Source organism: Microcoleus sp. FACHB-831, from assembly GCF_014695585.1.
Taxonomy (GTDB): Bacteria; Cyanobacteriota; Cyanobacteriia; order Cyanobacteriales; family FACHB-T130; genus FACHB-831.
Window position 1 is genome coordinate 126,989 of record NZ_JACJON010000058.1, and the last position, 26,049, is coordinate 153,037.

23 protein-coding genes are annotated in these 26,049 nt (G+C 46.1%); 16 read left to right on the forward strand and 7 right to left on the reverse strand.

Features of this window, described 5'->3' with window-relative positions:
* Positions 1–97 precede the first annotated feature (97 nt).
* The gene (locus H6F77_RS16080) at positions 98–874 is read right to left on the reverse strand and encodes a class I SAM-dependent methyltransferase (RefSeq protein ID WP_190427813.1); all 777 of its coding nucleotides are present in this window, start codon (positions 872–874) and stop codon (positions 98–100) included.
* Between the two features lie 341 nt (positions 875–1,215).
* On the opposite strand from H6F77_RS16080, the gene H6F77_RS16085 reads away from it, so the two are divergent.
* The 4 genes from H6F77_RS16085 to H6F77_RS16100 all read left to right on the forward strand — a co-directional run bounded on the left by H6F77_RS16085 (position 1,216) and on the right by H6F77_RS16100 (position 5,717).
* Entirely contained in the window at positions 1,216–1,791 is a 576-nt protein-coding gene (locus tag H6F77_RS16085; RefSeq protein ID WP_309228860.1) for a sll1618 family protein, read from the forward strand.
* 58 nt (positions 1,792–1,849) lie between these two features.
* Positions 1,850–3,862, forward strand: coding sequence for a glycoside hydrolase family 10-like protein (locus tag H6F77_RS16090; RefSeq protein ID WP_190427810.1), 2,013 nt, complete (start codon positions 1,850–1,852; stop codon positions 3,860–3,862).
* A 441-nt stretch (positions 3,863–4,303) separates the two neighbouring features.
* Positions 4,304–5,086, forward strand: coding sequence for an alpha/beta fold hydrolase (locus H6F77_RS16095; protein WP_190427809.1), 783 nt, complete (start codon positions 4,304–4,306; stop codon positions 5,084–5,086).
* Positions 5,087–5,225: 139 nt separating this feature from the next.
* Positions 5,226–5,717 carry a hypothetical protein gene (locus H6F77_RS16100; RefSeq protein ID WP_190427808.1) on the forward strand — a complete coding sequence of 164 codons (492 nt, stop codon included), beginning with the start codon at positions 5,226–5,228 and terminating at the stop codon, positions 5,715–5,717.
* A gap of 101 nt (positions 5,718–5,818) precedes the next feature.
* Here the strand turns inward: H6F77_RS16100 and H6F77_RS16105 are convergent, their stop codons facing one another.
* A complete protein-coding gene (locus tag H6F77_RS16105; RefSeq protein ID WP_190427807.1) occupies positions 5,819–6,286 on the reverse strand; it encodes a DUF4829 domain-containing protein in 468 nt (155 codons plus the stop codon).
* 158 nt (positions 6,287–6,444) lie between these two features.
* On the reverse strand, positions 6,445–6,687 hold the full coding sequence (locus H6F77_RS16110) for a DUF8620 family protein (RefSeq protein ID WP_190428018.1): 243 nt from the start codon (positions 6,685–6,687) through the stop codon (positions 6,445–6,447).
* A gap of 660 nt (positions 6,688–7,347) precedes the next feature.
* On the opposite strand from H6F77_RS16110, the gene H6F77_RS16115 reads away from it, so the two are divergent.
* On the forward strand, positions 7,348–8,088 hold the full coding sequence (locus tag H6F77_RS16115) for a MerR family transcriptional regulator (protein ID WP_190427806.1): 741 nt from the start codon (positions 7,348–7,350) through the stop codon (positions 8,086–8,088).
* 64 nt (positions 8,089–8,152) lie between these two features.
* Here the strand turns inward: H6F77_RS16115 and H6F77_RS16120 are convergent, their stop codons facing one another.
* Positions 8,153–9,331 (reverse strand): MFS transporter, encoded by a 1,179-nt coding sequence (locus tag H6F77_RS16120; protein ID WP_190427805.1) that lies wholly within the window; start codon positions 9,329–9,331, stop codon positions 8,153–8,155.
* A 429-nt stretch (positions 9,332–9,760) separates the two neighbouring features.
* Here H6F77_RS16120 and H6F77_RS16125 point away from each other — a divergent pair, with 429 nt between their 5' ends.
* The 4 genes from H6F77_RS16125 to H6F77_RS16140 all read left to right on the forward strand — a co-directional run bounded on the left by H6F77_RS16125 (position 9,761) and on the right by H6F77_RS16140 (position 13,744).
* On the forward strand, positions 9,761–12,244 hold the full coding sequence (locus H6F77_RS16125) for a BsuBI/PstI family type II restriction endonuclease (RefSeq protein ID WP_190489606.1): 2,484 nt from the start codon (positions 9,761–9,763) through the stop codon (positions 12,242–12,244).
* A gap of 115 nt (positions 12,245–12,359) precedes the next feature.
* Positions 12,360–12,710 carry an ArsR/SmtB family transcription factor gene (locus tag H6F77_RS16130; protein ID WP_190427802.1) on the forward strand — a complete coding sequence of 117 codons (351 nt, stop codon included), beginning with the start codon at positions 12,360–12,362 and terminating at the stop codon, positions 12,708–12,710.
* Complete coding sequence (locus H6F77_RS16135) at positions 12,694–13,215, forward strand: SRPBCC domain-containing protein (protein WP_190427800.1); 522 nt, start codon at positions 12,694–12,696, stop codon at positions 13,213–13,215. Before H6F77_RS16130 ends, H6F77_RS16135 begins: the two co-directional genes overlap by 17 nt.
* A gap of 121 nt (positions 13,216–13,336) precedes the next feature.
* Positions 13,337–13,744: a VOC family protein gene (locus H6F77_RS16140; RefSeq protein ID WP_190427791.1), complete on the forward strand. Its 408-nt coding sequence runs from the start codon at positions 13,337–13,339 to the stop codon at positions 13,742–13,744.
* Between the two features lie 23 nt (positions 13,745–13,767).
* Here H6F77_RS16140 and H6F77_RS16145 read toward each other — a convergent pair whose 3' ends face one another.
* Complete coding sequence (locus H6F77_RS16145; RefSeq protein WP_190428017.1) at positions 13,768–14,241, reverse strand: sodium-independent anion transporter; 474 nt, start codon at positions 14,239–14,241, stop codon at positions 13,768–13,770.
* A gap of 255 nt (positions 14,242–14,496) precedes the next feature.
* On the opposite strand from H6F77_RS16145, the gene H6F77_RS16150 reads away from it, so the two are divergent.
* A complete protein-coding gene (locus tag H6F77_RS16150; protein WP_190427789.1) occupies positions 14,497–16,896 on the forward strand; it encodes an MASE1 domain-containing protein in 2,400 nt (799 codons plus the stop codon).
* Between the two features lie 59 nt (positions 16,897–16,955).
* A complete protein-coding gene (locus tag H6F77_RS16155; RefSeq protein WP_190427786.1) occupies positions 16,956–18,272 on the forward strand; it encodes a hybrid sensor histidine kinase/response regulator in 1,317 nt (438 codons plus the stop codon).
* A gap of 209 nt (positions 18,273–18,481) precedes the next feature.
* On the opposite strand, the gene H6F77_RS16160 is transcribed toward H6F77_RS16155, so the two are convergent.
* A complete protein-coding gene (locus H6F77_RS16160) occupies positions 18,482–19,093 on the reverse strand; it encodes a TetR/AcrR family transcriptional regulator (protein ID WP_190427783.1) in 612 nt (203 codons plus the stop codon).
* Positions 19,094–19,260: 167 nt separating this feature from the next.
* Between H6F77_RS16160 and H6F77_RS16165 the strand changes: the two genes are divergently transcribed.
* Genes H6F77_RS16165 through H6F77_RS16180 form a run of 4 tightly spaced genes read left to right on the forward strand, consistent with a single transcriptional unit; the run spans position 19,261 to position 22,506 of the window.
* Complete coding sequence (locus tag H6F77_RS16165; RefSeq protein ID WP_190427780.1) at positions 19,261–20,457, forward strand: ABC exporter membrane fusion protein; 1,197 nt, start codon at positions 19,261–19,263, stop codon at positions 20,455–20,457.
* Positions 20,454–21,626, forward strand: coding sequence for an ABC transporter permease DevC (gene devC / locus H6F77_RS16170; RefSeq protein ID WP_190427777.1), 1,173 nt, complete (start codon positions 20,454–20,456; stop codon positions 21,624–21,626). The genes H6F77_RS16165 and devC overlap by 4 nt, the downstream gene beginning before the upstream one ends.
* 9 nt (positions 21,627–21,635) lie before the next feature.
* Entirely contained in the window at positions 21,636–22,343 is a 708-nt protein-coding gene (locus H6F77_RS16175; RefSeq protein ID WP_199313375.1) for a DevA family ABC transporter ATP-binding protein, read from the forward strand.
* A 7-nt stretch (positions 22,344–22,350) separates the two neighbouring features.
* The gene (locus H6F77_RS16180) at positions 22,351–22,506 is read left to right on the forward strand and encodes a hypothetical protein (protein ID WP_190427769.1); all 156 of its coding nucleotides are present in this window, start codon (positions 22,351–22,353) and stop codon (positions 22,504–22,506) included.
* 26 nt (positions 22,507–22,532) lie between these two features.
* Here the strand turns inward: H6F77_RS16180 and H6F77_RS16185 are convergent, their stop codons facing one another.
* On the reverse strand, positions 22,533–23,690 hold the full coding sequence (locus H6F77_RS16185; RefSeq protein WP_190427767.1) for a WD40 repeat domain-containing protein: 1,158 nt from the start codon (positions 23,688–23,690) through the stop codon (positions 22,533–22,535).
* 470 nt (positions 23,691–24,160) lie between these two features.
* Here H6F77_RS16185 and H6F77_RS16190 point away from each other — a divergent pair, with 470 nt between their 5' ends.
* Positions 24,161–26,041, forward strand: coding sequence for an ABC transporter ATP-binding protein (locus H6F77_RS16190; protein ID WP_199313355.1), 1,881 nt, complete (start codon positions 24,161–24,163; stop codon positions 26,039–26,041).
* Positions 26,042–26,049 lie beyond the last annotated feature (8 nt).

The following is a 26,049-nucleotide window of genomic DNA, read 5'->3' on the forward strand; positions in this document are numbered from 1 at the left end:
AATAGTTGATTTGGTTAATGAACAAAGAATGGGGACTAGGGACTAGGGGCTGGGGACTAGGGACTAGGTAAGATTCTTCCCAATCCCCAATCCCCAGCTACGCGATCGCGCACACAGCGATATATCCCAACTCTTGCTGGTATTGGCTGAAAACGCGACGCATTTCCAGAACTCGGCTGCGAATAGCAGGTTTAGTTAACACATTCCACAAAATACGTGCCGTATTCAGCAACCCTTCATCCCGCAAGATTTGCCGCAGATTTAACAATGCCATTGCTCCAGTTTGATGCTGCTTTACCTCTAACCCAGCGGTGGAAAAAGCAGCTATCCAATTGGTTTCTGATAGAGGTGTGCTATTGATGCGAATTACCTGCGCCAAATCGCGGTGAATTTGTTCTTCGCGATCGCGTGCTAAAAGTTCATGAGAGAGAAATTTTCCTCCCGGCTTCAGGCGGTCGTGGATAGAACGCAGAATTTTAGCTTTCCCTGGTGGAGATTGCATCGTCAGAATTGCTTCTGCTAAGACGTAATCAAACTTCTCAGATATTGCATCTAGGCGGAAAATATCGCCCTCAATGACCTCCACCTGACCCACCAAGCCCGCCGCCGCAATGTTGGCACGCGCACACGCCACGCTGTCGGGGTTTTTCTCCACACCGACCACTCGCACGCCGTAGCGTTGGGCTAATGCGATCGCGCTGTAGCCAAAACTAGAAGCTAATTCTAGAACTGTCTCGCCGGCTTTGAAGCCAGCCCATTGAAACAGTTTCTCTGTGGCAATTCCTCCCCCCGGACGCAACATTTTCTTCCCAGCTGCTGCTAAAACTTGATGCCCCGAAGCCGTTTTAAAATTGAGGGTAGTAGTATTGGTCATATCTTTGACCCTCCAGATTGCTGATATCTCCACTCTGACAGAGGTTCAAGAGTGCGAATATGAGCCAGCTCATATTTATACCACTAGAATCAATTTGCTGGTACCAGCTACTCTTACGAACCCCCCTCAATCCCCCCGTTTCAGGAGGTGGTTTCATTTATTAAAAGAAAATTCTGTAACGTTGATTTTGGTTGGCGGTAGGGGCTTTTTGATTGCCATGCCCCTACAAAATGTCACAATTTTCGATATTTGCTTCGATTGTATGAAACCACCTTGAACCAACCGGGTTGGGGAGCAGTTCTTTGAGAATTACTGAATGGGTACTCTAGCACTACCCGAAATTGGCTATCATCGCAGGAGAAAGAGTTTCAGGCACGATGATGAGCGAATTTGCGTTTACAGTTCCAGAAACAGTCACATTTGAGGAAGCGATCGCCCTCACCCAATCAATTCTCGACAAGATGCAAGCGGGTGAATTATCGCCAGACGCGATCGCCGCCGCAATCTCAGAATTAGTGAAAACTGAAAATGGTGCCAGAGGCTTTTTTGTCAACTATCTAACATCGGAAAGCACAATTGCAGACAATCCCAGTCAGGAAGTCGTGCAGGCATTGCAATCAAATCCAGACACAGTTTCCGAATTATTAGTGAAAAATCTGGCAATGTCTGCGGGGATGGCAATTACCCATCGTCGCAATGATAATCACCAGATGGCTGAGGGTTCCGATAGAGTGCGATCGCGTACTGCCCGTATTATAGAACTGGTTAAACTTCCCCAAGTGTACCAACTAGCTCAAAGCTTGCTGGAAAGTGCCATTACTGGCGAAGGCGAATACAAACCTTTTTTAGCAAAATGGGGTTATGATGCCGAACAACGGCAAGTTATCTCTGAACAATTGCAACAAATTTTGAACTAGCTAACAGCTAAGAAATCTTAAATAATTAGCAATTAGCCATTAGCAATTAGCAAAAACTATGGTTACATCCTCTCCTCAATTCTCTGATATTCAAGATCATTGGGCGCGTTTATTCATAGAAGCCCTCGCCAGACGTGGCATCATTAGCGGGTTTCCCAATGGCACTTTTCGCCCTAATCAATCAATGACCCGCGCTGAATTTGCTACTATCATTAGCAAGGCCTTTGTGAGACCTGTAAAGCGAAAATATGTCCGCTTTGTCGATGTTCCCTCTGGCTACTGGGCAGGGGCAGCAATTGTAAATGCTTACGAAAGAGGATTTATCAGCGGTTTTCCCGATAATACCTTTCGTCCGACAAACAGAATCTCCAAGGTAGAAGTTTTAGTTTCCCTAGTCAGTGGCTTAGAAGTTGCCGCCAATATAAAACCTCACCTGCAAACATCACTGTCACAAATATATTTAGATGCTGCTCAAATTCCGAACTATGCAACAGATGATATAGCCGTAGCTACCAGTGCCGGAATGGTAGTTAACTACCCGAATATAAAATTACTAAATCCCAATGGTGCAGCAACTCGCGCCGATGTTGCAGCTTTTATCTATCAAGCTTTAGTGTATCAAGATGAAGCTCCGGCAATTGCATCTAGCTACATTGTAGTTCCTCCAAAACCGGGAACTTTACCGCAAACAGTTAAAGTTAGTCATCAGCGAGAATTTCGGGGTGCGTGGGTAGCAACAGTCTGGAACAGTGACTGGCCCTCCAAACCGGGATTACCCGTTGAACAACAGCAAGCCGAATTAAGAGCAATTCTAGACCGGATGCAAGCAATGAAGCTGAATGCTTTAATCTTGCAAGTACGACCGGAAGGGGATGCCTTTTATGCTTCGCAATTAGAGCCTTGGAGCTATTGGCTCTCAGGAGCGCAGGGAAAGGCACCAAACCCATTTTACGATCCTCTGGAGTATGCGATCGCCCAAAGCCACCAGCGCAACATTGAACTTCATGCTTGGTTCAACCCCTACCGCGCCAAAGTTAGCACCAAGCTACCGCCAAACGTCCGCCCTCACCTCTCTGTCACCAATCCCGAAGCCGTTTACCCCTGGGGAAATCAGCTGTGGATGGACCCCGGACTAAAAGTAGTTCAAGACAGAGCATACAACGTAATTCTCGACGTAGTGCGTCGCTACGACATAGATGGCGTCCATTTAGATGACTACTTCTATCCCTATCCCATCGAAGGCAAATCCTTCCCCGACGACAAAACCTACGCCGCATATCAGGCGAGTGGCGGAAAACTATCCTTGGGGGACTGGCGGCGAGAAAATGTCAATCAAATGGTTCAACGCCTCTCCACAGGCATTAAAGCAGCAAAATCCCACGTCAAATTTGGCATTAGTCCCTTTGGCATTTACCGCCCCGGACAACCGCCGCAGATTAAAGGACTAGATGCCTACAGCGTACTTTATGCCGACTCAAAAAAATGGCTAGAACAAGGTTGGATAGATTATCTAGCCCCACAACTGTACTGGCGCATCGACCAAACCGCCCAGAGTTACCCCGTCTTACTCAAGTGGTGGACTGATAATAATCCCAAAGAGCGACACATTTACGCAGGTAACAATTTAGGACAGCTGGACGGAAAAGCTTGGAACCTTGAGGAGATTAAAAAGCAAGTTCAAATTACGCGCAACTTGAGTGATAACTTGTCACTGGGAAATATCTTCTTCAGCATGGAAGCTTTCACCCAAAATCGTCAGGGCATTTACGACAACTTCAAAACTTCAACTTATACCCAACCAGCACTCGTTCCTAATATGTCATGGCGGGACACAATACCACCAGCCCCCCCAGCCGGAGTAGCGGTGAAAGATGGCAAACTAACGTGGAATGCTGCCAATCCCGATATTCGTTCTTGGACGCTTTATAAACAGAATGGTTCTACCTGGACGCTACAAAGAATCCTTCCAGCAGGAACCACATTTGCCACTCTGGAACCAGGAAAATATGCCTTAAGCGCAGTGGACAAAATGGCAAATGAAAGTGGAGGAGTTCTCGTTTCCGTCACTTAAAAACTTGTAGTTTCTAGCTTTGTTTGAGGCACCTTACCCGACAAATACTTATGTTATTTTCATTCCTGGGCTGCGGTCTGGGAATGAAGATAAAGAGGTGCCTCCATTTATTGAGAATACTGCATATTCTTGAGTATTCAAACTTCAGACAGAATAGAAATCTAGGCAACTATGTTAATTTCTATAAAATCTGCTTCTCACCCAATACTTCTCGGTTAGGAAAAATTGTAGGTTGGGGAGCCGCCCCCTCCGCTGTGTTCCCCGCGCCCTTGGTGCGTGGCGTTTGAGGTGAGCGTTACCCAACGCTAATAATATTAGGTTTGTTGGGTTGAGCGATAACGAAACCCAACTTACTTGCTCTCAAATTGTCGCTTATCCGAGAAGTATTGCTTCTCGACCTATTTACCTAAAAATCATCTCAACAAATTAAAGGATAATTCAATGGATCAACAATTTATCGAAAAACAAGTTAATTTAGGGGAATGTTGCATTACCTACTTTGAAAAAGGGGTAGCATCAGGATTATCTCCTATACTATTTATCCACGGTTGGGGTGTATTAGTTGAACCTTATCAAGGCAGCTTAAATATTTTGTCAGAGCGTTATCACGTTATCGCACCTATATTACCAGGTTTAGGACAATCAACTGCGCCTGAAATTATCCAAGATTACACAGATTATGCGCGGGTGTTAATTGATTTTCTAATGGCGCTGAATCTGAAAAAGGTTCATGTAATCGGGCATTCCGAAGGCGGAGCAATAGGCATGGCATTGGCAGCCTTAATGCCATCTATGGTTCGCAGTCTCACAATAGCAGATAGTACGGGAATTCCTCTAGGTTCCGTGCCGGAAGTCGTTGCCAAAAGGGCGATTGAGATGCCTGCACAAATGTGGCAAATGAAGGTTGAACCTGTGGCTGAAGTTTTTAAAAACTTGCTTTATAACAGTTTTACTAATACTCAAAATCTTATAAATATGGGATTTATTGGTATAGATAAAGACATCAGACCGCTGTTGCCAAGGATTGAATCTCCCTGTCTAATTTTGTGGGGAAAGAACGATTTGCTTACCCCCGTTTCATTTGCTCAAGAATTTTATGAAAATATTAAAGATTCGCAATTAATTGTCGTGGATGAAGTATACCACGAATGGGTACTTTTCTTCCCCGAAAAATTTGCATCTATGATTCTGAATTTTATTGATAAAATTGAAAATGTTAACTAATAGCAAGTAGGTTGGGGAGCAAGTAGGTTGGGTTGAGGTGAGCGTTACCCAACGCTAATATTACGTTTGTTGGGTTTTGCTGGCACACGAGTCCAACCTACAATTTTTACTAACCGAGAAGTATTGACATACAAACCCCATGAGTGAAGCTGTTCTAGTTAGTATAAGAAGTGCCTTTCTCAATGCGCCCGGTTTATGGGAAAGTACCCTAAAGCCACGCCAAGGTAATTGGTGCAAAATTATTGATGGTATTGATAAGACGCGAACTGATGGCTATTCCATTGAAGGGTCGTTTGTAAGTCAAATCGACTTGGTAACTTATCAACAACCAGGACTTTATCTGTTCTGCGAAAAGAAGGGACGCAAGCAGGGAAATCAGGTGCAATTATATGCCCTTTTTGCACTTGAGCCAAATGCCGAAGTTAAAGTTTTCAGGGAACTGAAAACTGCTACTAAAGATTGGGCGGTGCAGTTGTGGCCTGATATTGAAGCTTATATGCAAATACAGGAAACGAGTGCAGAAATTCGTCGCCAGGAATTATTAAGAATAATTCAATCTTTGGAATTTGAACTGAGTCAGCGACGTGCTGAACTGGGGGTTTTAGAAATGCAAATTGATGAAGAGTATTAAGTGTTATATAGCAAGTAATACTCCCATCAAACGCCACGCACCCCGTGCGCGGGTTCCCCGCGCACGGGGTGGCTCCCCAGCCTACGTTTATTTAAAATCGATTATGGGGCTGTACCAATGCCATCAATCAGCCATTGACCAATTGAACTGTTCGGAGCAACTAAGGTGTAAAATTGGGGCAACTGCTGATCGTTGGCAGAGAAAACTGGCTGGATGTAAGAGGCGCTGTACTCCACAGCAAATTTGTGGCCGTTGTTAGTCGAGAACTCCGGCATTAGCTGCACAGACTTGATAGTGACACCTTTGATGATGTAGTCTCGATACATCTTCACGAACTGCTGGTAGGATATTTGCGCCCGATAGCGGGGAGAAAGCAGATTGTAAGCTTCTTGATAGTTTCGGAGTGCGATCGCTTGAAAATATTTTTGCAGTACGCTTTCGGCAGGCGCTAGAGTTAAACCAGCAGCAATTTCCCTGGAAGATTGGGTTTCAAATGTTTGCGCCTGCACTGGTGCAATAATACTGGTGGTCAGAAGCAAGGTTGAGATCGCTAGAATTGCGCGTTTCATAGTTCGCGGCTTTTAGAGGCTAGAAACAAGTAAATCCTCTGTTGTCTCTAGCTTCGCTTCTCTGACCTTTTGATGACTTCGCACGATAGGATCGCCCGATTGGGTGATTTTTTTAATTTGATAATGGGTAATTATTCCCCATTCCCCATTCCCCGTCTTCAGTTGGAGTTCAGTCGCTTGGAAATTTGGCTAACCAACGCACTGAGAATTGCTCCTCCCATGAGAACGCCAAGCGCTGGGGTAAACAATGGTTGCCAAAGCTTGTACCACAAATCGAGTCCAAGGGGAACCCCTACCGAGTGACCGAAGACTGCGATCGCTAACCACCCAAAGCTTAGGAATACTAAGAATACATCAGCTACTAAAATCAGGTTTAGCCAATTGAGGAGTTTATCTTTGATCATCATATTTTGTCAAAAAATTTTCCTTAAACAACGCTTTCAGGTTTTCCATCCGCAGCTTAAACACTGTCTCCATGAGCTTACCAGACTTGTTCTACTGATAGAGCCACGGTTTCGCTCAACCTTTACAAATTAAAGCATATTTTGGCAAATTAAAGTTTTATATTATGACTCTTCAGTACCTAGCATGATAAAAAGTAGTTTAGTAAGTAAATGAAGGGAAATAAAAGCCTAAAATAGTAGCGCTAAAACCTTTATAGGGTTGACATCCAAAACTTATTTATAACTCAGTAATAGTTGAGCAAAATATAATCTTGAAGCGGCAGATGAGCATGACTATACAGTGGCGAATTAAATGACATCGGGACAAATTCGTGTCATCACGCAAGCTTGATCGCTGCACGCTTACAGCAATTTAGGTTGATGCTCCGCTTGTAAGTTCCCTGTACTCACTTAGAGCTGAACGCTAGACAAGCCAAGCTTCACAGCCTCAGTCACACTAAGTTGGCATTTTGACAAATAAAGAGGCACTGTACATTCTTCAGGGTAAAGAAGGCAATAGCTAATTTGTTTGCTTTTCCCCTTGACTCTCACGCAACGTGAGGCTCTTACCATGAATTTATCAATTGGAATTGTCTCGGAGCGGCAAGGAGGAAAGAAATGCAACCCGTTGCAATGAAAGTCGGTGATCTGGCAAAACAGACAGGAGTTTCCGTTCGGACATTGCACTATTACGACGAGATTGGATTGCTCTCGCCTTCTCGGAGGACGGAAACAGGCTACCGACTGTATATCGAAGATGACATTATCCGGTTACAGCAAATCGTGTCGTTACGGCAAATTGGCTTCTCCTTGGAACAAATCCGAGAGTGTCTGGAGCAAAGTCAGTTTTCGCCTCATCATGTAGTGCAACTGCACCTCTCCAAGTTGAAGGAGCAGATGGAGTTACAGCAACAGCTTTATGCGCGACTCGAAGCGATCGCTGCTCATCTGCAATCCGCAGAGACAATCTCTATCGAAGAATTTATTCAATTAATCGAGGTCACGATGATGGTAGAAAACTACTACACCCCAGAACAGCTAGACTATCTCCAAGAACGACGGCAAATACTTGGTGAAGAACGGATTCGGCAGGTTGAAGCTCAATGGCAAGAATTGATCGATCAAGCTCGAACTGCAATGCAAAACGACATTGATCCAACCAGCGAAGCAGTGCAGAAATTGGCTCGACGCTCACAAGAACTGATTCAAGAATTCACCGGAGGCGATGCCGGAATTGAGCGATCGCTTAATCAAATGTATCAGCAAGAAGGCGTCGAAGTTGCCAGTCGAGGCGCGATGGATTCAGTCTTAATGGAATATATGAACAAAGCAAGAGCAGCCCTAAAGCAACCGGAATAGGGAATATCAGATGACCACTGGCAAGGCTGCGAAATGAATGAAAAGCCTGCCAGTGGTAATCAATTTAAAAAAGCCCAATCAGTAAGGCGATGGGTGCTGCAAGCAACATCCACATCGTAGGTTGCAAACCATACTGTTGAGCAACCAAACCCAGCGCCAACGGAGCTAAACCACCCACGAAACCCGCCAAATTATCGAGCGTCATGACGGTACCACTCTGCCCTGGCATTGCTGTGTACAATTGCCCCTGGAGAATAGAGTACCAACCCGAATTAAGAAGACCCAGAAAGCCAAGAATGACCAACTTGATATTGATATTGGGTACCACCAAAAAAGCTGGATAAAGACACAAAATAAGAATGGCGCTAATCCTCAAATAATCTAATCCTCGCACCCGCTCTAGTAAGGGAATGAGAAGAAAATCTCCCAGCAAGCCAAAACCTAACCAGATTGTGAGAGCAAAACTTGCTTGCGTATTGTTTACACCCACAACATCAACAAAATACAGTGCCAAAAAGCCACGCAGAACATCCAACATCAAATCGCAAAATTGCAACAAAGTTAACCAACGCAACACCTTGCGCCGTTTTAATGCGTTGATGGCATTAGAGACACCATCTTTGAAACTAAGTACAGGTTCGTCAACTTGAGAAGATGTTGTTGGAGTTGTAAACGGATACTTCCACAACATTCCTACAAGTAATACCGTCAGTACCGCCAAAATTAAAAATACACTCCGCCAACTTTGATGGAATGCGATCGCACCCGCTAAAGCCAAAGGCCCAAGGACATTGCCAATAGAACCCGCCAATGCCCACCGTGCCATGTTTTGTTCGTGGCGCGTGGGTTCCATGTCCATCAGCGTCGCCTGGGAAAGACTGACAAAGGCACCAGATGCTGGATAAAACAGCACAAAGGCTGCTAATAACCAGGAAAAGTTATCGCTAACGGAGATGAGGAGTAATGCGATCGCAAAACCAACGCCTCCCCCCAAAATCAATTGCCGTCGCTGACCGATATCTGCCCAAATTCCCAAAATTGGCTCTATTAGGCTGCTGATTGTATTGGGTATCGTCAGCAATAGCCCAACTTGCACATAGGAAAGATGCAAGTCATTGCGAATTAATGGATACGTAGCACCCCGGACTCCATCCACCAATTCGTCTAATACTTCAATCACCAGGAAGATCAGAGTTAATAGAATGACAGTCCTGGTCGTTTTGTTTTTACCATTCAATGACATCGTGAAATTCTCCCGTCCTCAAAATTTGAACACCAGCGCAACATCTTCACGGCGTTGGCAAACGGAGGGGGAATCCACGAACAGACTTTCCGCCTTAGTTCTAAGGCGAATCGCTGGTTGGATTGGGTTCTAGAAGCTTACCAGGGAGGAAAAATCATACAGGTGAAGGGTAAAGAAAGGACTTGCAAATACGTCTGTAGCCTATTGTAGGCATACTAGAAGAGATTGCTTCTTGACGGGTTGAAACTCTATAGATTCAAAAGTTGGCAGCAAAATATGTCTGTTATGAAGACGGTTGGGATGTTATACAAACAATACCTACATAACATCCCAATTTTAAAAGTTAGACAGGAGCTGTCGAATCATGAGTTAGGTGTACTACAAGACAAATATATGGTAGGTCTTCATATCGATCCCTAAATTGAGAGCATGACGACGTTCCTTACAGACTCGGCTGACATCGCCAGGATTCATTTCTCTTCAAAGCTGAATTTCAAGCAGCGTAGTGAATTGGGACAGTTTATGACTCCTGCTCCGGTTGCTCGTTTTATGGCGAGACAATTTAGCAGTCTATCCGGTCACGTCAACCTTCTAGATCCCGGAGCCGGAGTTGGGGCATTAACGGCTGCCTTTGTAGAGCGACTATTGGCAAATCCTAACAAGGTTGAGAGCTGCTTCATAACAGCATATGAAGTTGAATCAACTTTTATATCATCTTTAAGAGAATGCCTCATAAAGTGTTGTGTAGCTTTAGAAAGCAGAGGTATTCAAGCAAATTACTGTTTACATGAGGAAAGCTTTATAAAGTCATTTACTGAAATAAATTTGCCGCTTTTTACTACGTCCTCCATTCGTTTTACTCACGCGATTCTGAATCCACCTTATAAGAAAATTAACAACCAATCAATCGAAAAAAAAATTATTTCAAAACTTGGGATTGAAACTGTAAATTTATATAGTGCGTTTGTTTGGCTTACTGTATTACAGCTTGCTAAGGACGGAGAGATAGTTGCAATTACGCCTAGAAGTTTCTGTAATGGTGCTTATTATCGTACTTTTCGTAAAGCTTTTCTTGAAAAAATCGAGCTTAAAAAAGTTCATGTTTTTGAGAGCCGCTCGACCGCCTTTTGCGAAGATAGCGTATTGCAAGAAAATATCATCTTTCATGCTTTAAAGTCCGGAGAAAAGCCTAATCATGTAGAAATAAGTAGTAGTTGTGGCACCAATATAAATGATTTTTTAGAATCAAGAATTATTCCTTACAACCAAGTTGTTGAAACAAATGACCCGGAAAGTTTTATTCATATTGTCACAAACCCTCTTGAAGATGCTTTAAAAGTGCAAATGGATAAATTTTCATCTACTTTAGATGAAATTGGGTTAAAAGTTTCAACAGGTCCAGTTGTTGATTTTCGTCTCAAATCAGCTTTGAGAAATTATTTGGATGAGCAAAGTGTTCCACTACTTTACCCAGAAGCTATGAAAGCAGGGAAAGTTTTATTTCCACCCAACAATCCTCGCAAGTCGATCGCAATTGAACAAAACCAAGAAACCGGAAAATGGTTAGTTCAATCGGGTTGGTACGTTTTAACAAAGCGTTTTTCTGCTAAGGAGGAAAAACGTCGTATTGTTGCTGCTGTGTGTCCTCCCGTAAATGCGCCAGCACTAGGCATAGAGAATCATCTTAATTACTACCATGCTAGAGGTAAGGGAATGAATCCCGACCTTGCACGAGGATTAGCTGCATTTCTCAATTCAACTTTATTTGACAGTTACTTCCGGCAGTTCAGTGGACACACACAAGTCAACGCAACGGATTTGCGTAAAATTAAATACCCTTGCAAAGATGATCTAATGCGACTAGGAAGGCAAATTAATGATTCTCACTTTGATCAAAAGCAGCTTGATACGGTTGTACACAAAACTCTGTCAATTATGAGCGAAGCAATAAATGCAGTTCAGGCTGGCAAACGAATTGAGGAAGCACTTGCAATTCTCAAAGATATTTCTGCTCCCAGAGAGCAACAGAACGAACGATCAGCACTTTGCTTACTTGCATTGGCAGACATTCGGCCTGAAACATCTTGGAATCAAGCGACAACACCAAGACGCGGAATTACAGAAATGATGGATTGGTTTCGTGATTACTACGGAAAACAATACGCACCCAATACACGCGAAACAGTTCGACGGCAGACAATGCACCAGTTTGTGCAGATGGGGATAGTTGTTGAGAATCCAGATCGACCTGATCGACCAATTAACAGCCCCAAATGGTGTTATCAACTTCATCAACAAGCATTGTCACTTCTTAAAGCCTATGGCTCTGAGCAATGGGAAGAAGCCCGTCGAAATTATGCTGTTTCAGTCACAAATCTATTGCAGTATAGAAATCGAAATATTCCGACAATTCCCGTAAGTTTGCCTGATGGTCAAGCCATTCAGCTATCATCAGGTGGACAAAATATATTGATAAAAGATATTTTGGAAAGCTTCTGCCCCAGATTTACACCTGGAGGTTTAGTTCTGTATGTTGGCGATGCCGGAAATAAGTTCATCATCAATGAAACTCAGAAATTCCGAGAAATAGGGATTGAATTAGATCCTCACGGTAAAATGCCAGACATTGTAATTTACTATGAGCGGCAAGATTGGCTTGTATTGATAGAAGCTGTGATTAGTCATGGTCCAGTCAACTTGAAACGTCACAATGAATTAAAGCGGCTCTTTCAGTCAAGTCGTAAGGGATTAGTTTTTGTTACAGCTTTCCCAAGCCGTAAGGAAATGACTCGGTATCTTGCTGAGATTTCTTGGGAAACAGAAGTTTGGGTAGCAGATCAACCCGATCACATGATTCATTTCAACGGGGAGAGATTTCTGGGACCCTATGAAGATCCAGAGAATTATTCTTAAATATCTCGGACAGTACACCTAACACGACGCAGCAAGCGATCGCTTAAATCAGCACTTGACATTCTTGGATAGTTTATTTAGCCTTGTAGTTAATTAACTTGGTGGTTAAATAAAAGTGTCTTCCGATCAACTGAGCGTCACCTTTGCCGCCCTTGCTGATCCCACCCGGCGTGCAATCCTAGCTCACCTCGCCAAGGGTGAGGCATCGGTGACTGAGTTAGCAGAACCCTTTGAGATGAGCCTTCCTGCCATTTCCAAGCATCTCAAGGTGCTGGAACGTGCTGGACTGATCACGCGGGGTCGGGAGGCTCAATGGCGACCCTGCCAGATCAAAGCGGAACCACTTAAGGACGCAATGGATTGGATCGAGCAATATCGCCAATTCTGGGAAGAGAGACTTGATCGGCTGGATGATTACCTGCACGAGTTACAAACCCAGGAGAAACAAGATGACCAACAAAAATGATTCCACCGATGCTCAGAGCGAGGGTCTACGACCGACCTCCGGTCAACGCGAGATCGTCATCACCCGCGTCTTCAACGCACCCCGTGAACTGGTGTTCAAGGCGTGGACTGACCCGAAACACGTAGCGCAGTGGTGGGGGCCGAAAGGCTTCACGACCAAGGTGATTGAGCTGGATCTGCGTCCAGGCGGTAAATCGCGCTACGTTATGATTGGCCCAGACGGCACAGAGTACCCGGTTAAAGGTGTCTTCCGCGAAATTGTGCCTCTTGAACGGATTGTTACCAGTGATGAATTTGATGAAGGCTTTGAGAAGGTCGTGAACGCCGATCTGCCAAAGGGGATCGTGATGACAGCGCTTTTCGAGGATTTGGACGGCAAGACCAAGCTCACACTCCGCATTGTGCATGAGTCTGCCGAAGACCGCCGGAAGCATGAGGAGATGGGGGTTATTGGAGGGTGGAACTCCAGCTTTGACTGTCTTGATGAGTTTTTGGTGACGGCTTGAGTCTCCCTTGCCACGCATGAGACGGTCAACTGGTGGTCTTTTGTGAAACGACTCAAGCGGAACATTAGCATCGCCTTGCCGATACTTCCATATATGCAATGAACTCTCAAAAGGAGAAAACATGGCTACTAAAATTTTCGTAAATCTGCCTGTAAAAGACCTCAATCAGTCTGTCGAGTTTTTTACAAAACTTGGCTTCAGTTTTAATGCCCAATTTACTGATGAAACGGCGACTTGCATGATTGTCAGCGATGACATATTCGTGATGCTCTTGACTCATGACAAGTTTAAAACGTTTACTCCGAAAGAAATTTGTGATGCAACCAAAAGCACAGAAGTGCTGGTTTGCTTATCTTCTGACAGCCGAGAACAAGTCGATGAAATGGTTCGCAAGGCAGTCGCCGCTGGTGGATCAACCTACAATGAACCACAAGACCACGGTTTTATGTACGGACATGGGTTTCAAGATTTAGATAGCCACATTTGGGAACTTGTCTACATGGAACCTAGTGCAATAAATCAAGGTTGAAAATGGAATCAGAGGAATGCTATTCAAGGGTCGATCGTTGTGGTAGTCAAAGGAATTTCGGGTTGAACGCTCGCTAACGCAGATTGCAACGCCTGGAAGCGGGTTTCAATTTGGTAAATTTGTGGCGATCGCATGGAATCAGTTTGTCCATTTAAGCTGTTGGCTGCTGCGGAAAATCGTTGTAATTTAAGTTTCTCGATGCGCCGCTGAACTTGCCCGGGTGTGACGACAATCCATACATGACGTTGCCGTTTTACTGCATCCTCGACCATTGTTTCGATCGCTAAGGCAGCCGTAACCCCAATCGATGGCACTTCGCTCAGATCCAACACCAAGGCTTGATAGTCTTTAACGATTGCCATCCGTTGAGAGATAATCTTGGCGGCTCCAAAGCTCAAGGGGCCGCCCAATTGGAATAGCAAAATGTCTCCCCCAGCCTGGGTTAAGATATCTTTCTCGGCAGGAGTCAGGTTCTGAGATTGAGTCGGGTCGGTAATGGCTTGGACGCGATCGCGTCCAACATCCGCGCAAACTTATCAATAAATTAAGAGGGCAGGACTCCTCGGCAAGCTTAGTAAGTTTCAAAATGATCTGAAACGCAGGAGTCCTTGCCTTAGCCCCAATTGAGATTTCTGTGGCTTAACCTATCTCAATCTCACCTGCTGTTAAATTCAAATTCAATTTGGGAACTATAAGGGTAGCAGCCTTTCTAGAGATTGGCTGCTCTTATGGTATGTGCGCGGAGACCGGAAATGCAGCCGATGGCAATAAAGCAGAAATTCCCAGTTAAACTCGACCGCACTTTCTTGATAGCAGCACTGGTAATTCCGGCTGTTCACCTCTATTTAGGATACGTAGGATTATCCACGACATTTGTCAATGGTGCCTCCGTATTTTGGCCTTCACTCGGTGTCTTTTTGGCAGCGATGCTAATACTGGGCTATCGCGTCTGGCCAATTTTATTTGTGAGTGATTTCATAGTTAGTCATATTCTTTTTTTCCCAAACAATCTTTTAATCAGTCTGATTATTCCTGCTGTCAACCTGCTCACTCCATTCAGCGGGACTTTTTTAATTAATCGCTTCATCAAACGCCACAATTTTTTAGAGCGATCGCAAGACGTTTTTAAATTTATCATCCTGACCATCCCCACCCCTCTGCTCAGTTCTCTCCTAGCCGCCGTCACGCTTTGCACAAGTGGGATTGCTCCCTGGACAGCCTTTGCAGAAGTGTTTCGTACCTGGTTGGCATCAGATAGCACGGGCATTTTGGTCGTTACACCCCTATTGCTGGCATGGTGGCAAAAATCTGAACATCCCAGAAACTTTAACAAGCAAGAAATTATAGAGTTTGTATTTGTATTAGTCTGGGTAATCGCGCTCGACCATATAGCTTTTTCGGGAGGATATCCAATCGAATACATGGTAATTCCCCCGCTGATTTGGTCGGCGTTTCGGTTTGAAGCGCGGATATCAACGCTACTCGTGCTAATTGTGTCAGCGATCGCAGTTTTTGGAACCGTTCGCGGTTTCGGCTCGTTTGCCAAACAAGCCTCGCCCAACGAATCGCTCATCTTGCTGCAATCGTTTATTTGCGTCATTGCGATCATCACCTTTGTCATCTCTGCGGTGACGAGTGAAAACCGCAAGGCAGAAAGAAAACTCCGGCAAGCGAATGATGAATTGGAGCAACGAGTTGAAGAACGGACGACTGAACTCAATGAGGCGAAAAATTCTGCCGAAGTTGCCAACCAAGCTAAAAGTGAATTTCTTGCCAACATGAGTCACGAACTCCGCACCCCTCTCAACGGTGTCCTGGGGTATGCTCAAGTTCTTTCTGCTGCCCCCAACCTTACCGAACAGCAACAACACGGCATCGACATCATCTATAATTGCGGCTCTCATTTGCTAACGCTGATCGAAGACGTACTCGATCTCTCCAAAATCGAAGCCCGGAAGATGGAACTGCATCTGAGTGATTTACATCTACCTGCCTTCCTGCAAGGAGTCGAGGAAATTTGCCGCATTCGCGCCGACCAAAAAGGCATTCAGTTCATTTATCAGCCACCCGATAATCTGCCCACAGCGATCGCCACCGACGAGAAACGCTTGCGACAAGTGCTGCTGAACCTTTTGGGCAATGCTATCAAATTCACCGACTCCGGTAGCGTCACATTCCGAGTCGAGGTGATTGAAAGTTCGCTGCAACCATCCTTCGCTCGATTTCGCTTTGCTGTTGAAGACACTGGCATTGGGATGTTACCAGCACAACTAGAGCAAATTTTCCTCCCCTTCGAGCAGGTTGGCGATACCAAGCGACAAGCGGAGGGGACTGGATTGGGACTTGCGATCACCAAAAAAATTGTCGAGATGATGGGAGGGGATATCCACGTTAAGAGCTTACCGAACGTCGGGAGTACGTTTGAGTTTGAGATTGAGTGTGCTTTAGCAACGAACTGGATAGTAACCAACACAGTTACTAAAGCAGGACGAATTGCTGGTTATACAGGCGATCGCAAAAGCATTTTGATTGTGGACGATCGATGGGAAAATCGCTCGGTCATGGTTAACTTGCTCCAACCGTTGGGATTCACCGTCATTGAAGCCTGCAATGGGCGGGAAGGGTTGGACAAGGCGCATCAAGTTCAACCAGATTTGATTATTACTGACCTGATCATGCCTACCATGAACGGTTGGGATTTTCTGGCGCTTCTGCGCCAGTCAGAAACGTTGAAGGATGTGCCAGTCGTTGTGTCATCGGCAAGCGTGTATGATGCCGATCGGCGTAAAAGCCTTGCAGCAGGCGGCAACGATTTTCTAACTAAACCCGTGCAAGTCGAGGAATTATATCGCCTCTTGGCAAAACATCTGCAACTGGACTGGATCTATGCCGAGGCAAAACCTGTTGAACCAGCGATCGCAACGCGCTTGGCAAACGCAACCCCAACGGAACTCGCTGTGCCACCCCTATCTGAACTGTCGAGCCTATTGGAATGTGCCAAGCGAGGACAAATCAAAGGTATCCAACAAGAACTGGAACGACTTGCCCAGCTAGATGAAAGCTATCAGCCGTTTGTCAATAAATTAAGTTTGTTAGTCAAAGAATTTAATATTCGGAAAATTCGCCAATTTCTTCAGGAAAAGGTGGGGTAATTTTCCCCTATTGCCCATCTATAAATACACCAGATTTCGACCGCAGGAGCAATTAAACCATGTTATTTAATGCCAGTCATGAAGTTATTTTAGTAATTGACGATAACCCAACCAATCTAGAATTACTGCATAATGCTTTGGGTTCGTGTGGCTATGAAGTTTTGGTAGAGATGGATGGTTTTAGTGGAATTGAGCAAGCCAAGAGCTATCCGCCAGACTTGATTTTGTTGGATGTCCAGATGCCAGGAATTGATGGATTTGAAACCTGCCGTAAATTGCAGTTCGATCCGTCTACAAAAAACATTCCAGTCATCTTCATGACGGCGCTGACTGATACCACAGACAAGGTGAAAGGGTTACATTTAGGGGCAGTAGACTATATTACAAAACCGTTTCGCCAAGAAGAAGCGCTTGCCCGGATTCAAACCCACTTAAAAATTCGACGTTTGAGCTTGGAACTTGAACAACAAAAACAAGAACTTGAGCAAGTTGTTCAAAAACGCACGTCTGAATTAACATTCGCGCTCCAAGAATTAAAAAAAACGCAATTGCAATTAATTCAAAATGAAAAACTGTCTACGATTGGTCAGTTAGTTTCTGGCATCGCTCATGAAATTAATAATCCAGTTGGTTGTATTACTGGCAATCTAGAGCAAGCTACTCTTGCTGTTAAAGATGCAGTCGATTACATACGTCTTTATCAAACCAATTTTCCTAATCCTGGCATAGAAATTGAACAAAAAGCGGAAGAGATTGACATTGAATTTCTTCTAGAGGATTTACCTAAAATGTTCGTATCTATGCAGACAGGAATCGAGCGAATTCGCAACATTAGTACATCACTCAGAACATTCTCGCGTGCTGATGTAGATTGCAAGGTATCAGTTAACATCCATGAGGGACTTGAAAGTACCCTGATGATTTTGCAACATCGTTTGAAAGCTCAGGATTATCGTCCGGCAATTCAAGTAATCAAAAAATACGCTGAAATTCCTAAAGTCGAGTGTTATTTAGGACAACTCAATCAGGTATTTATGAATATTTTGGCAAATGCGATCGACGCCTTGGAAGAAGCGAACCTGGGGCGCAGCTATGAAGCGATTAAAGCAAGTCCCAACCAAATTATCGTTGAAACCGAAATGAAGAATGAACAGCAGGTTGCAATCCGAATTATAGATAATGGCATGGGGATGACGAAAGATGTTAAACAACGTATCTTTGACCATCTATTCACGACTAAACCCGTTGGAAAAGGAACAGGTTTAGGACTGACGATCGCTCATCAAATTATCGTTGAAAAGCACGGAGGAACCATCGAAGTAAATTCTGAATGGGGAGGAGGTACAGAGTTTGCGATCGCGCTTCCGATTGTGTAATCTAGCCTCTAGAGTTAGATTAGATGAATCAATACCTCAATCAGATATGGTTTTGCTATTGTTTTCAGAGATGACGCTCTTAAATTTGTTCCCGGTATATTAGAAAGTTTGGAGCTGTTTAAATCTTTCAAACAGAAGATCATCAACTGTTCGGGATGTGGTAACAAAGAAGTACAAACCGTTGCTAAGGTTTTCAACCCCACTTAAGCCTAGGCTTCCTTGAGGAGATGCATCAGGCTATCGATCAAGCGATCGCTCTCCATCGGCAGAATATCCTGACCGTGAAGCATTTTCTGTACCAGCATGAAATGAACTAATGCACCTAACAAAATGCGTGCGGTTGCTTCGGGATCGGCAATCTTTAAGTTCGGACACGATGCTAGATACTGGCTTAAGGTTTCAACGCCCGGTTTTACCAGCGTCCGAACAAAGATTTGCGCCAGTTCGGGAAAGCGCCCAGACTCACCAATAATTAGCCGCAACAGGGCAATTTCTTCACTATCGCAAATGATCTCATTTAATGCCTTCGTTAATAGCTGCCGCAGCACCACGGAACCATCTCCTTCCAACGGCAGCAAACGTTGGATGATGGAAAACTTTCTGCGAGCAAACTGTTGGATGAGGGCAGCGAACAGTCCTTCTTTATCTTGAAAGTAACTGTAAACCGTTGCTTTGGATACGCCAGCCGTCTTCGCCACCCGATCCATGCTCGTAGCGGCATAGCCATGCACCAGAAACTCTTGCATTGCGCCTGTCAATATCTGTTCGGCTTTTTCTCCCAACCCATCCTGCTTCGTTTCCGTCATCTTCATCCGTCTCATTCATTCCTGACCTGAGTGCCACAGTCATTCTAGAGGTATTCGCTTTCTAGGAGTTCTAGAGAATTTTCCGGACTCCCTTGACGTTATTGTACTAGACCGTTTAGTTTAGTTGTATGAAAACTAAACCGTTTAGTTTAGTCACCTCATAGAACTGGGGAATCTGACAGATGATGCAAGAAGTAGCAGCAGGTAATCCATCCTCTAAACGTCTTTCTCGACCACTGACTCTGGTGGCGATCGCTGCAACGCTGGCAACAGGAGGAGTGATGGCATATAGCGTTTCCCAAGGGCGTATCCAGCAATCCAGTACCACCCCATCCACAGTTATTAGTACGCCCCAAATCAAAACTGTGACGGCGTTGGGACGGCTTGAGCCAGAGGGTGAAGCGATCGCGCTTTCTGCACCCACATCTGCTGAAGGGAATCGAGTGGATCAACTGTTAGTCAAGGAAGGCGATCGCGTTCGCAAAGGACAAGCGATCGCCATACTCAACAGTCGCGATCGCCTCCAAGCATCTGTGATGCAGGCACAAGAACAGGTGCGAGTTGCCCAAGCCAAACTCGATCAGGTGCGTGCAGGAGCAAAGACAGGCGAAATCCAGGCGCAACGCTCCCAGATAGCCCAACTGGAAGCGGAACGGGTTGGGGACTTGAACACGCAAGCCGCTACCGTTGCCCGTCTAGAAGCGGAAGTCCAAAATGCACAGGTGGAGTATCAGCGTTACGCATCGCTTTACCAAAACGGAGCAGTTTCGGCATCCCAGCGCGATAGTAAGCGACTAGCATTTACAACTGCCCAAAAGCAACTCCAAGAAGCGCAAGCCGCCCGCGATCGCACTCAGAATTCTCGCCAACAGCAACTAAATGAAGCCCGCGCCACCTTGGATCGAATTGCAGAGGTGCGTCCAGTTGACGTGCAGGTAGCCCAAGCTGATGTCAGACAAGCCCTAGCAGCCGTTGAGCAAGCCAAGGCAAACTTAGAGCAGGCATCCGTGCGATCGCCTCAGGATGGTCAAATCCTCAAAATCTACACCCGTCCAGGCGAACTAATTAGCAACGATGGGATTGCCGAAATTGGGCGAACGCAGCAGATGTTTGCGATCGCAGAAGTTTATCAGAGTGACATCAAGAACATCCGTCCAGGGCAAACGGCGCAGGTGAGTAGTGACTCCATCGACAGCGAACTTATCGGTACTGTCGAACAGGTTGGCTACAAAGTGCTGCGCCAAGACATTGTGAATAGCGATCCGTCCGCCAATATTGATGGGCGGATTGTGGAAGTCAAAATCCGTTTGGATGCAGACTCCAGTGGCAAGGCTGCCCGACTAACGAATCAGCAAGTTAAGGTGGTCATTAAATTATGATTGGCTTCCAACAACTCCAACGCCGGACACCTTTAGGATGGTTGCAACTGAGTCATCAAAAAGGAAAACTGGTTGTAGCCTGTGCGGGTGTCGTGTTTGCAGATGTCTTGATGTTGATGCAGTTGGGGTTTCAAGGTGCGCTATTCAACAGTGCCGTTCTTGTCCACAATAGCGTTCGCGCCGATGTCGTTCTGATCAGCCCTCAAGCACGCAATCTAACCAATATGTCGTCCTTCCCGCGACGGCGTTTGTACCAGTCAATGGATATTCCGGGCGTTCAGTCTGCGGAAGCGCTCTACGCCAACATGGTGAACTGGAAGCATCCGACCACCCAGCGCGAAACCAGTATGCTGATGTTGGGATTTGACCCTAATAGCTCAGTCTTTGAGCAACCGGACATTAACCAACAATTAAACTCGATTAAGCTGCCTAACACGGTTTTGTTTGACAGCGGTAGCCGTGGAGACTACAAAGCAGCGATCGCGCAACTCGGACAAAACCAGCCACTGAAGACAGAAATTGAGCGCCATAGTGTTACCATTGCTGGCACAATTCGCATCGGATCTTCCTTTGGTGCAGACGGACACCTGATTACCAGCGACCAAAACTTTCTGCGGTTGTTTCCCCGCAGACAGGCAAGCAGCGTCAGTGTCGGCTTATTGCAACTGCAACCCGGAACCGATCCAGTGCAAACAGTACAAGCTTTGAAAGCACACTTGCCGAATGATGTTCAGGTTCTGACTCGGCAAGAATTTATCGAGTTTGAAAGAAGCTACTGGGCAAGGAATACACCGATTGGATTTATTTTTAACTTGGGCGTGACAATGGGCTTCATTGTTGGGGTCATTATTGTCTACCAAGTTCTCTCAACAGATGTGAACGCACACATGGGAGAATACGCCACTTTCAAGGCAATGGGCTATCGCAATCGCTACCTACTCATGGTGGTGTTTGAAGAAGCCGTTATCTTAGCAATCATCGGTTTTTTCCCTAGTGTTGTTATTTCCGCAGGACTGTACCGCCTGACTCGTAACGCGACGAATTTACCTCTCTACATGACTCTGGCACGAGGGATTTTCGTGCTGATGTTGACGATGGTGATGTGTACCTTGTCTGGAGCGATCGCTACCCGCAAATTGCAATCCGCTGACCCGGCTGATATGTTTTAGGTTTATATGATGTCTCCTCAACCTGTCATCTCTATTTGCAACCTCGATCACTACTTTGGTCAAGGTCAACTCCGCAAACAAGTTTTATTTGACATTAGTTTAGAAATCAATGCTGGTGAGATTATCATCATGACTGGCCCCTCCGGTTCCGGCAAAACCACGCTACTAACTTTAGTTGGTGGATTGCGATCTGCCCAATCGGGTAGTCTCAAGGTGTTAGGACAAGAACTCTGTGGTGCAAATCCGACAGCACTGGTACAAGCGCGACGGCACAATGGTTATATCTTTCAGGCGCACAACTTGCACGGTAGCTTAACAGCACTCCAGAATGTCAAGATGGGCTTAGAGTTGCACAAGAATATTTCTTTGCACCAGATGCGCCAGCGCTCAGCCGAAATGCTAGAACAAGTAGGATTGGGAAATCGGATCAATTACTATCCCGCCGATCTGTCGGGTGGACAAAAGCAACGGGTAGCGATCGCCCGCGCCTTGGTAAGTCATCCTAAACTCATTCTTGCTGATGAACCGACTGCTGCTCTCGATAGCAAATCCGGTCGTGAAGTTGTTAGCCTAATGCAAACACTGGCAAAAGAACAAGGTTGCACCATTCTACTGGTTACTCATGACAACCGCATTTTGGATATTGCCGATCGCATTGTTCACATGGAAGATGGACACTTAATAAGTGATACTGCCAAGGTTGCAGCGGTCACTTAGAAATTATTTGTTACGATATTGGGCGATCGCCTTTACAGATGTCGTGCAACTGTCAGTCGGTTACATCTGCACGCCAGGGAACTTCCCTTTGTGCATCCACAATCTGGAGATTTGCATTTACGAACAAAGACACTGTTTTGATGAATTTCTCTTACGACGCTAACTTATCAAAATGCGATCGCCACTGCTTCAAAAAGACCCTCGCAAAACACTGATTCCAAGAGTGGACAAAACACCCCCAGAACCGATGGCAATCGTTTTGCCATCCGGGCTAAAGGCAATGCTGGTTGTGTATATGCGACCAACGTGTTGGTCGTTAATGGAAGGCTCAAACAGGGTTTTAAGTAACGTTCCAGTCCGCAAATTCCACAACTTGACTGAATGATCCCAAGCAGCCGTAACCAGCTTCTGCCCATCAGGGCTAATTGCAATGGAACCGGAAACTCCGGGTAATGTGTGGAGAAGCTGCTTTGTTCTCAGGTTCCATATCTTGATGGAATCTGCAACACTGACAAGAGTCTGCCCATCGGGAGCGATCGCAATGGAACTGATTGGGCTAGTATGTCCTTCGAGGGTACCCAGCAGTTTTCCTGTCTTGCTATCCCATAGCTTAATGCTGGTGTCCTTACTGGTATTTTGATCCACACTCTCTCCACCACCAGTTGCAAGCAGCTGACCGTTTGGGCTAAGGGCAATCGCTAGAATCGGCGTTGATTGGGGATTGATGGTCTGTAGGCGTTTGCCTGTTTTCAGGTTCCACACCAACACTTTCTTGTCATTACTGGCACTTACTAAAGTTTGCCCATCGGCACTAATTTCAAGGTGATTGACAGGTTGTGAATGACCGTTCAAGGTGCGGAGAAGTTTATTAGTTTTCAGGTTCCACACCTTAATCGTTTTGTTATTAGCCTGTGCTTTCTGGTCAACCGTCACCAAGGTTTGGGCATCGGGAGTAACCGCAACGACACCTGCGGCATATACTTTTTCATTAAGGGTACGCAGCAGCTTACCTGTCTTGAGGTTCCACAGCTTGATTGCCGTACCAGCGCTATGACTGACCAGGATTTGACTATTCTGATTGAAGGTCAGGAAAGTAACATCGTATTTATGTCCGCTTAAATCGTAGATTTGCTCAAAGTCTTTTTTGGAGTTAGAGGCTGTTGGCGTTGTTGAGCTGGTTTGGGTTGAGGATTGGGCTGTTGATGGGAGTTGAGCGATCGCTTCCAGCGCTGCGCTCCGCGCAATCGCGCCAGTGGCAATGGTTGCCATAACAGCCAGAGCGATCGCTTTTGGCGCTGCGCTACGCGCGATCGCGTTTTTCCAAGACAACTGGTCGAGATTTTTCATATAGATAGGTATGTAGCTCTAGTAGGACAACAACTCTATTACTAGCCGATACAATCCAATAAGACGGCAGTTGTATACGCGAATGTTTCTGTCATAACAGTTACAACAGCCCGACCTTAACAAAGTAATGTGCTGCACATCACCCAGTTGATTTACCTAAATGATTGATGCTTTTTTGAACTGGCAGGACTAGATTATGTAAGCTTCAATTACACCTTGCGGCGAACTAAAGTTCCGGCTGAAAGCTCAAACCCGTTTAACGGGTTGAAAGGGTCAAGTTGATAACTTTTAATTAACTTCTTACACCTAACTACAAAAATGTCCTGTTGATCAGGGGATATTACAGGAGTTCGAGCGAGGATTTTTGGACAGGAGTGAAAACTTAAAGTAGATTCCTGACCTCTCCAGTCCTCTGACATTATCCAATTGGTATTGGTGCATTGTCCTGCTTAGAGTCACCCAGCACATTCATGACTTTTCCACTCAAAGCACGTTTAAAACCCCATAAAAATTCACCAAAAATGGTGGTGCCGTCAATCAACCAACATTGGTTGGTGCGGATCGTCCTCCGGTCTATTTCCTACTTCCGCAAGGACTTCTGGCTGATCGTCACACTCTTGCTTCTGATCGGGGCATCGGTGCTTTTCAACCTTCTCAACGCTTGGCCTATGGCGATTCTAGTTGATACGGTTCTCTCACCGACCCCGAAACCTAACTGGGTTCATACGCTGTTTCTTGCCCCGTTCGGCGAAGGCAAGCTGAACCGAATTTTCGGAATGGCGTTCGTCGCGATGATCATCAGGATCATGAGCGATACCGTCTTCATGCTTCGTAAGATGTTGAACTACCGCATCCAGTACAACGGAACCTTGCGGGTTCGCACCGAATTATACGACAAAATGCAGGCGCTGAGTCTAGGCTGGCACGGTTCGCGATCGCAGGGTGATGCAATCTATCGGTTGAGCTATGACAGCCTCGGCCCCTGGGGGGTGATCGATACGCTGATCGGCTCCACCGCCGCCTCGGTGACGCTGACAGCGATGATTTGGATCATGCTGTCGCGCCATGTCCTTCTTACTGTGTTCGCACTTTCGTTCACGCCGCTTCTGTTACTCGCGAATTGGTACTTCGAGGAAAGGATTCGGCGTCGAGCCTTTGAGTCGAAGCAGACGGATGCGGTGATGACCTCAACCATGCAGCAAGCGATAGAGTTGATCGGACTGATTCAGTCTTTCCGCCGAGAAGCAACAGAGTCGCGGCGCTTCACGCGGGTGGTTGAGCGAAGCGTTGGTGCCTCTATGCGGCTTCATTGGCAAGAGAACCTCTATCCGCTCACGGTTCAGGTAGTCTTCGCTCTAGGAAGCGGGGTAATCTTCGGCTACGGCGGATACTTGGTCTATCGCGACCAGTTCTTGCGCCAGGTGCCGAACGGACTGACCCTCGGCGATCTGATCGTATTCCTGGCGTACCTCAATCAGTTCTGGGACCCAATCGGTTGGGTGTTGGGGTTCACGACCAAGATCCAGACGTTTGTAGCTTCATGCGATCGCGTCTTTACGGTCATTGACGAGCCGCCCACCATAGCGGACGAGCCTGATGCGCGATCGTTTCCCGTCCATCCCCGCACCCTAACCCTTGCCGATGTGAGCTTTGAGTACATCTCTGAGCGACCCGTGTTACGGGAGATCGATGCAACTATCGAACCGGGTCAGATGGTGGCGTTTTTGGGGCCTAGCGGCACGGGAAAAAGCACCCTGCTCAATCTCTTGCCGCGCTTCTACGACCCGACAGCGGGGAGCGTTCAACTCGATGGCTTCGACATCCGCACCCTTAAGGTTGCCGATGTCCGCAAACACATGGCACTGGTTACGCAAGGCAGCCCGCTTTTCCCTGGAACGATCGCGGAGAATATCGCCTACGGCTGCGCGGACGCGACCTTGCAGGAGATTCGGGAGGCGGCGGTGGAATCTGGGGCGGCTGAGTTCATCCTCGCCTTGCCGGAGCAGTACGATACTATTCTCAGTGAGGGCGGACAGAACCTATCGGGTGGACAGCGGCAGCGTTTAGCGATCGCGCGGGCGCTAGCTACTAAGGCTCCGATACTCATCCTCGACGAACCGACGAGTTCGCTAGATTTGAAGCACGAGCAATGGGTGATAGAAACCCTCCAGCGTCTGCGTCGCAAAAGAACCATTATCTTAGTGACGCACCGACTCGAAACCGCCGTAGACTGCGATCGCATTTTTGTGATGCAGGAGGGCGAGATTGTCGAGGAAGGCACTCATGACGAACTTCTGTCCCAACAAGGGCTCTACTTCCGAATGCTGGGCTACAAGCCATCCTCGACCTGACGGCCCTG

Bases quoted from the DNA above. Each gene is read 5' to 3' on its own strand.
- H6F77_RS16080 (WP_190427813.1), bottom strand. From the start codon at position 874: ATGACCAATACTACTACCCTCAATTTTAAAACGGCTTCGGGGCATCAA.
- H6F77_RS16165 (WP_190427780.1), top strand. From the start codon at position 19,261: ATGATGCAAGAAGTAGCAGCAGGTAATCCATCCTCTAAACGTCTTTCT.
- H6F77_RS16150 (WP_190427789.1), top strand. From the start codon at position 14,497: ATGCAGCCGATGGCAATAAAGCAGAAATTCCCAGTTAAACTCGACCGC.
- H6F77_RS16125 (WP_190489606.1), top strand. From the start codon at position 9,761: ATGACGACGTTCCTTACAGACTCGGCTGACATCGCCAGGATTCATTTC.
- H6F77_RS16160 (WP_190427783.1), bottom strand. From the start codon at position 19,093: ATGAGACGGATGAAGATGACGGAAACGAAGCAGGATGGGTTGGGAGAA.
- H6F77_RS16095 (WP_190427809.1), top strand. From the start codon at position 4,304: ATGGATCAACAATTTATCGAAAAACAAGTTAATTTAGGGGAATGTTGC.
- H6F77_RS16140 (WP_190427791.1), top strand. From the start codon at position 13,337: ATGGCTACTAAAATTTTCGTAAATCTGCCTGTAAAAGACCTCAATCAG.
- H6F77_RS16185 (WP_190427767.1), bottom strand. From the start codon at position 23,690: ATGAAAAATCTCGACCAGTTGTCTTGGAAAAACGCGATCGCGCGTAGC.
- H6F77_RS16155 (WP_190427786.1), top strand. From the start codon at position 16,956: ATGTTATTTAATGCCAGTCATGAAGTTATTTTAGTAATTGACGATAAC.
- H6F77_RS16120 (WP_190427805.1), bottom strand. From the start codon at position 9,331: ATGTCATTGAATGGTAAAAACAAAACGACCAGGACTGTCATTCTATTA.
- H6F77_RS16115 (WP_190427806.1), top strand. From the start codon at position 7,348: ATGCAACCCGTTGCAATGAAAGTCGGTGATCTGGCAAAACAGACAGGA.
- H6F77_RS16100 (WP_190427808.1), top strand. From the start codon at position 5,226: ATGAGTGAAGCTGTTCTAGTTAGTATAAGAAGTGCCTTTCTCAATGCG.
- H6F77_RS16175 (WP_199313375.1), top strand. From the start codon at position 21,636: ATGTCTCCTCAACCTGTCATCTCTATTTGCAACCTCGATCACTACTTT.
- H6F77_RS16135 (WP_190427800.1), top strand. From the start codon at position 12,694: ATGACCAACAAAAATGATTCCACCGATGCTCAGAGCGAGGGTCTACGA.
- H6F77_RS16090 (WP_190427810.1), top strand. From the start codon at position 1,850: ATGGTTACATCCTCTCCTCAATTCTCTGATATTCAAGATCATTGGGCG.
- devC (WP_190427777.1), top strand. From the start codon at position 20,454: ATGATTGGCTTCCAACAACTCCAACGCCGGACACCTTTAGGATGGTTG.
- H6F77_RS16105 (WP_190427807.1), bottom strand. From the start codon at position 6,286: ATGAAACGCGCAATTCTAGCGATCTCAACCTTGCTTCTGACCACCAGT.
- H6F77_RS16190 (WP_199313355.1), top strand. From the start codon at position 24,161: ATGACTTTTCCACTCAAAGCACGTTTAAAACCCCATAAAAATTCACCA.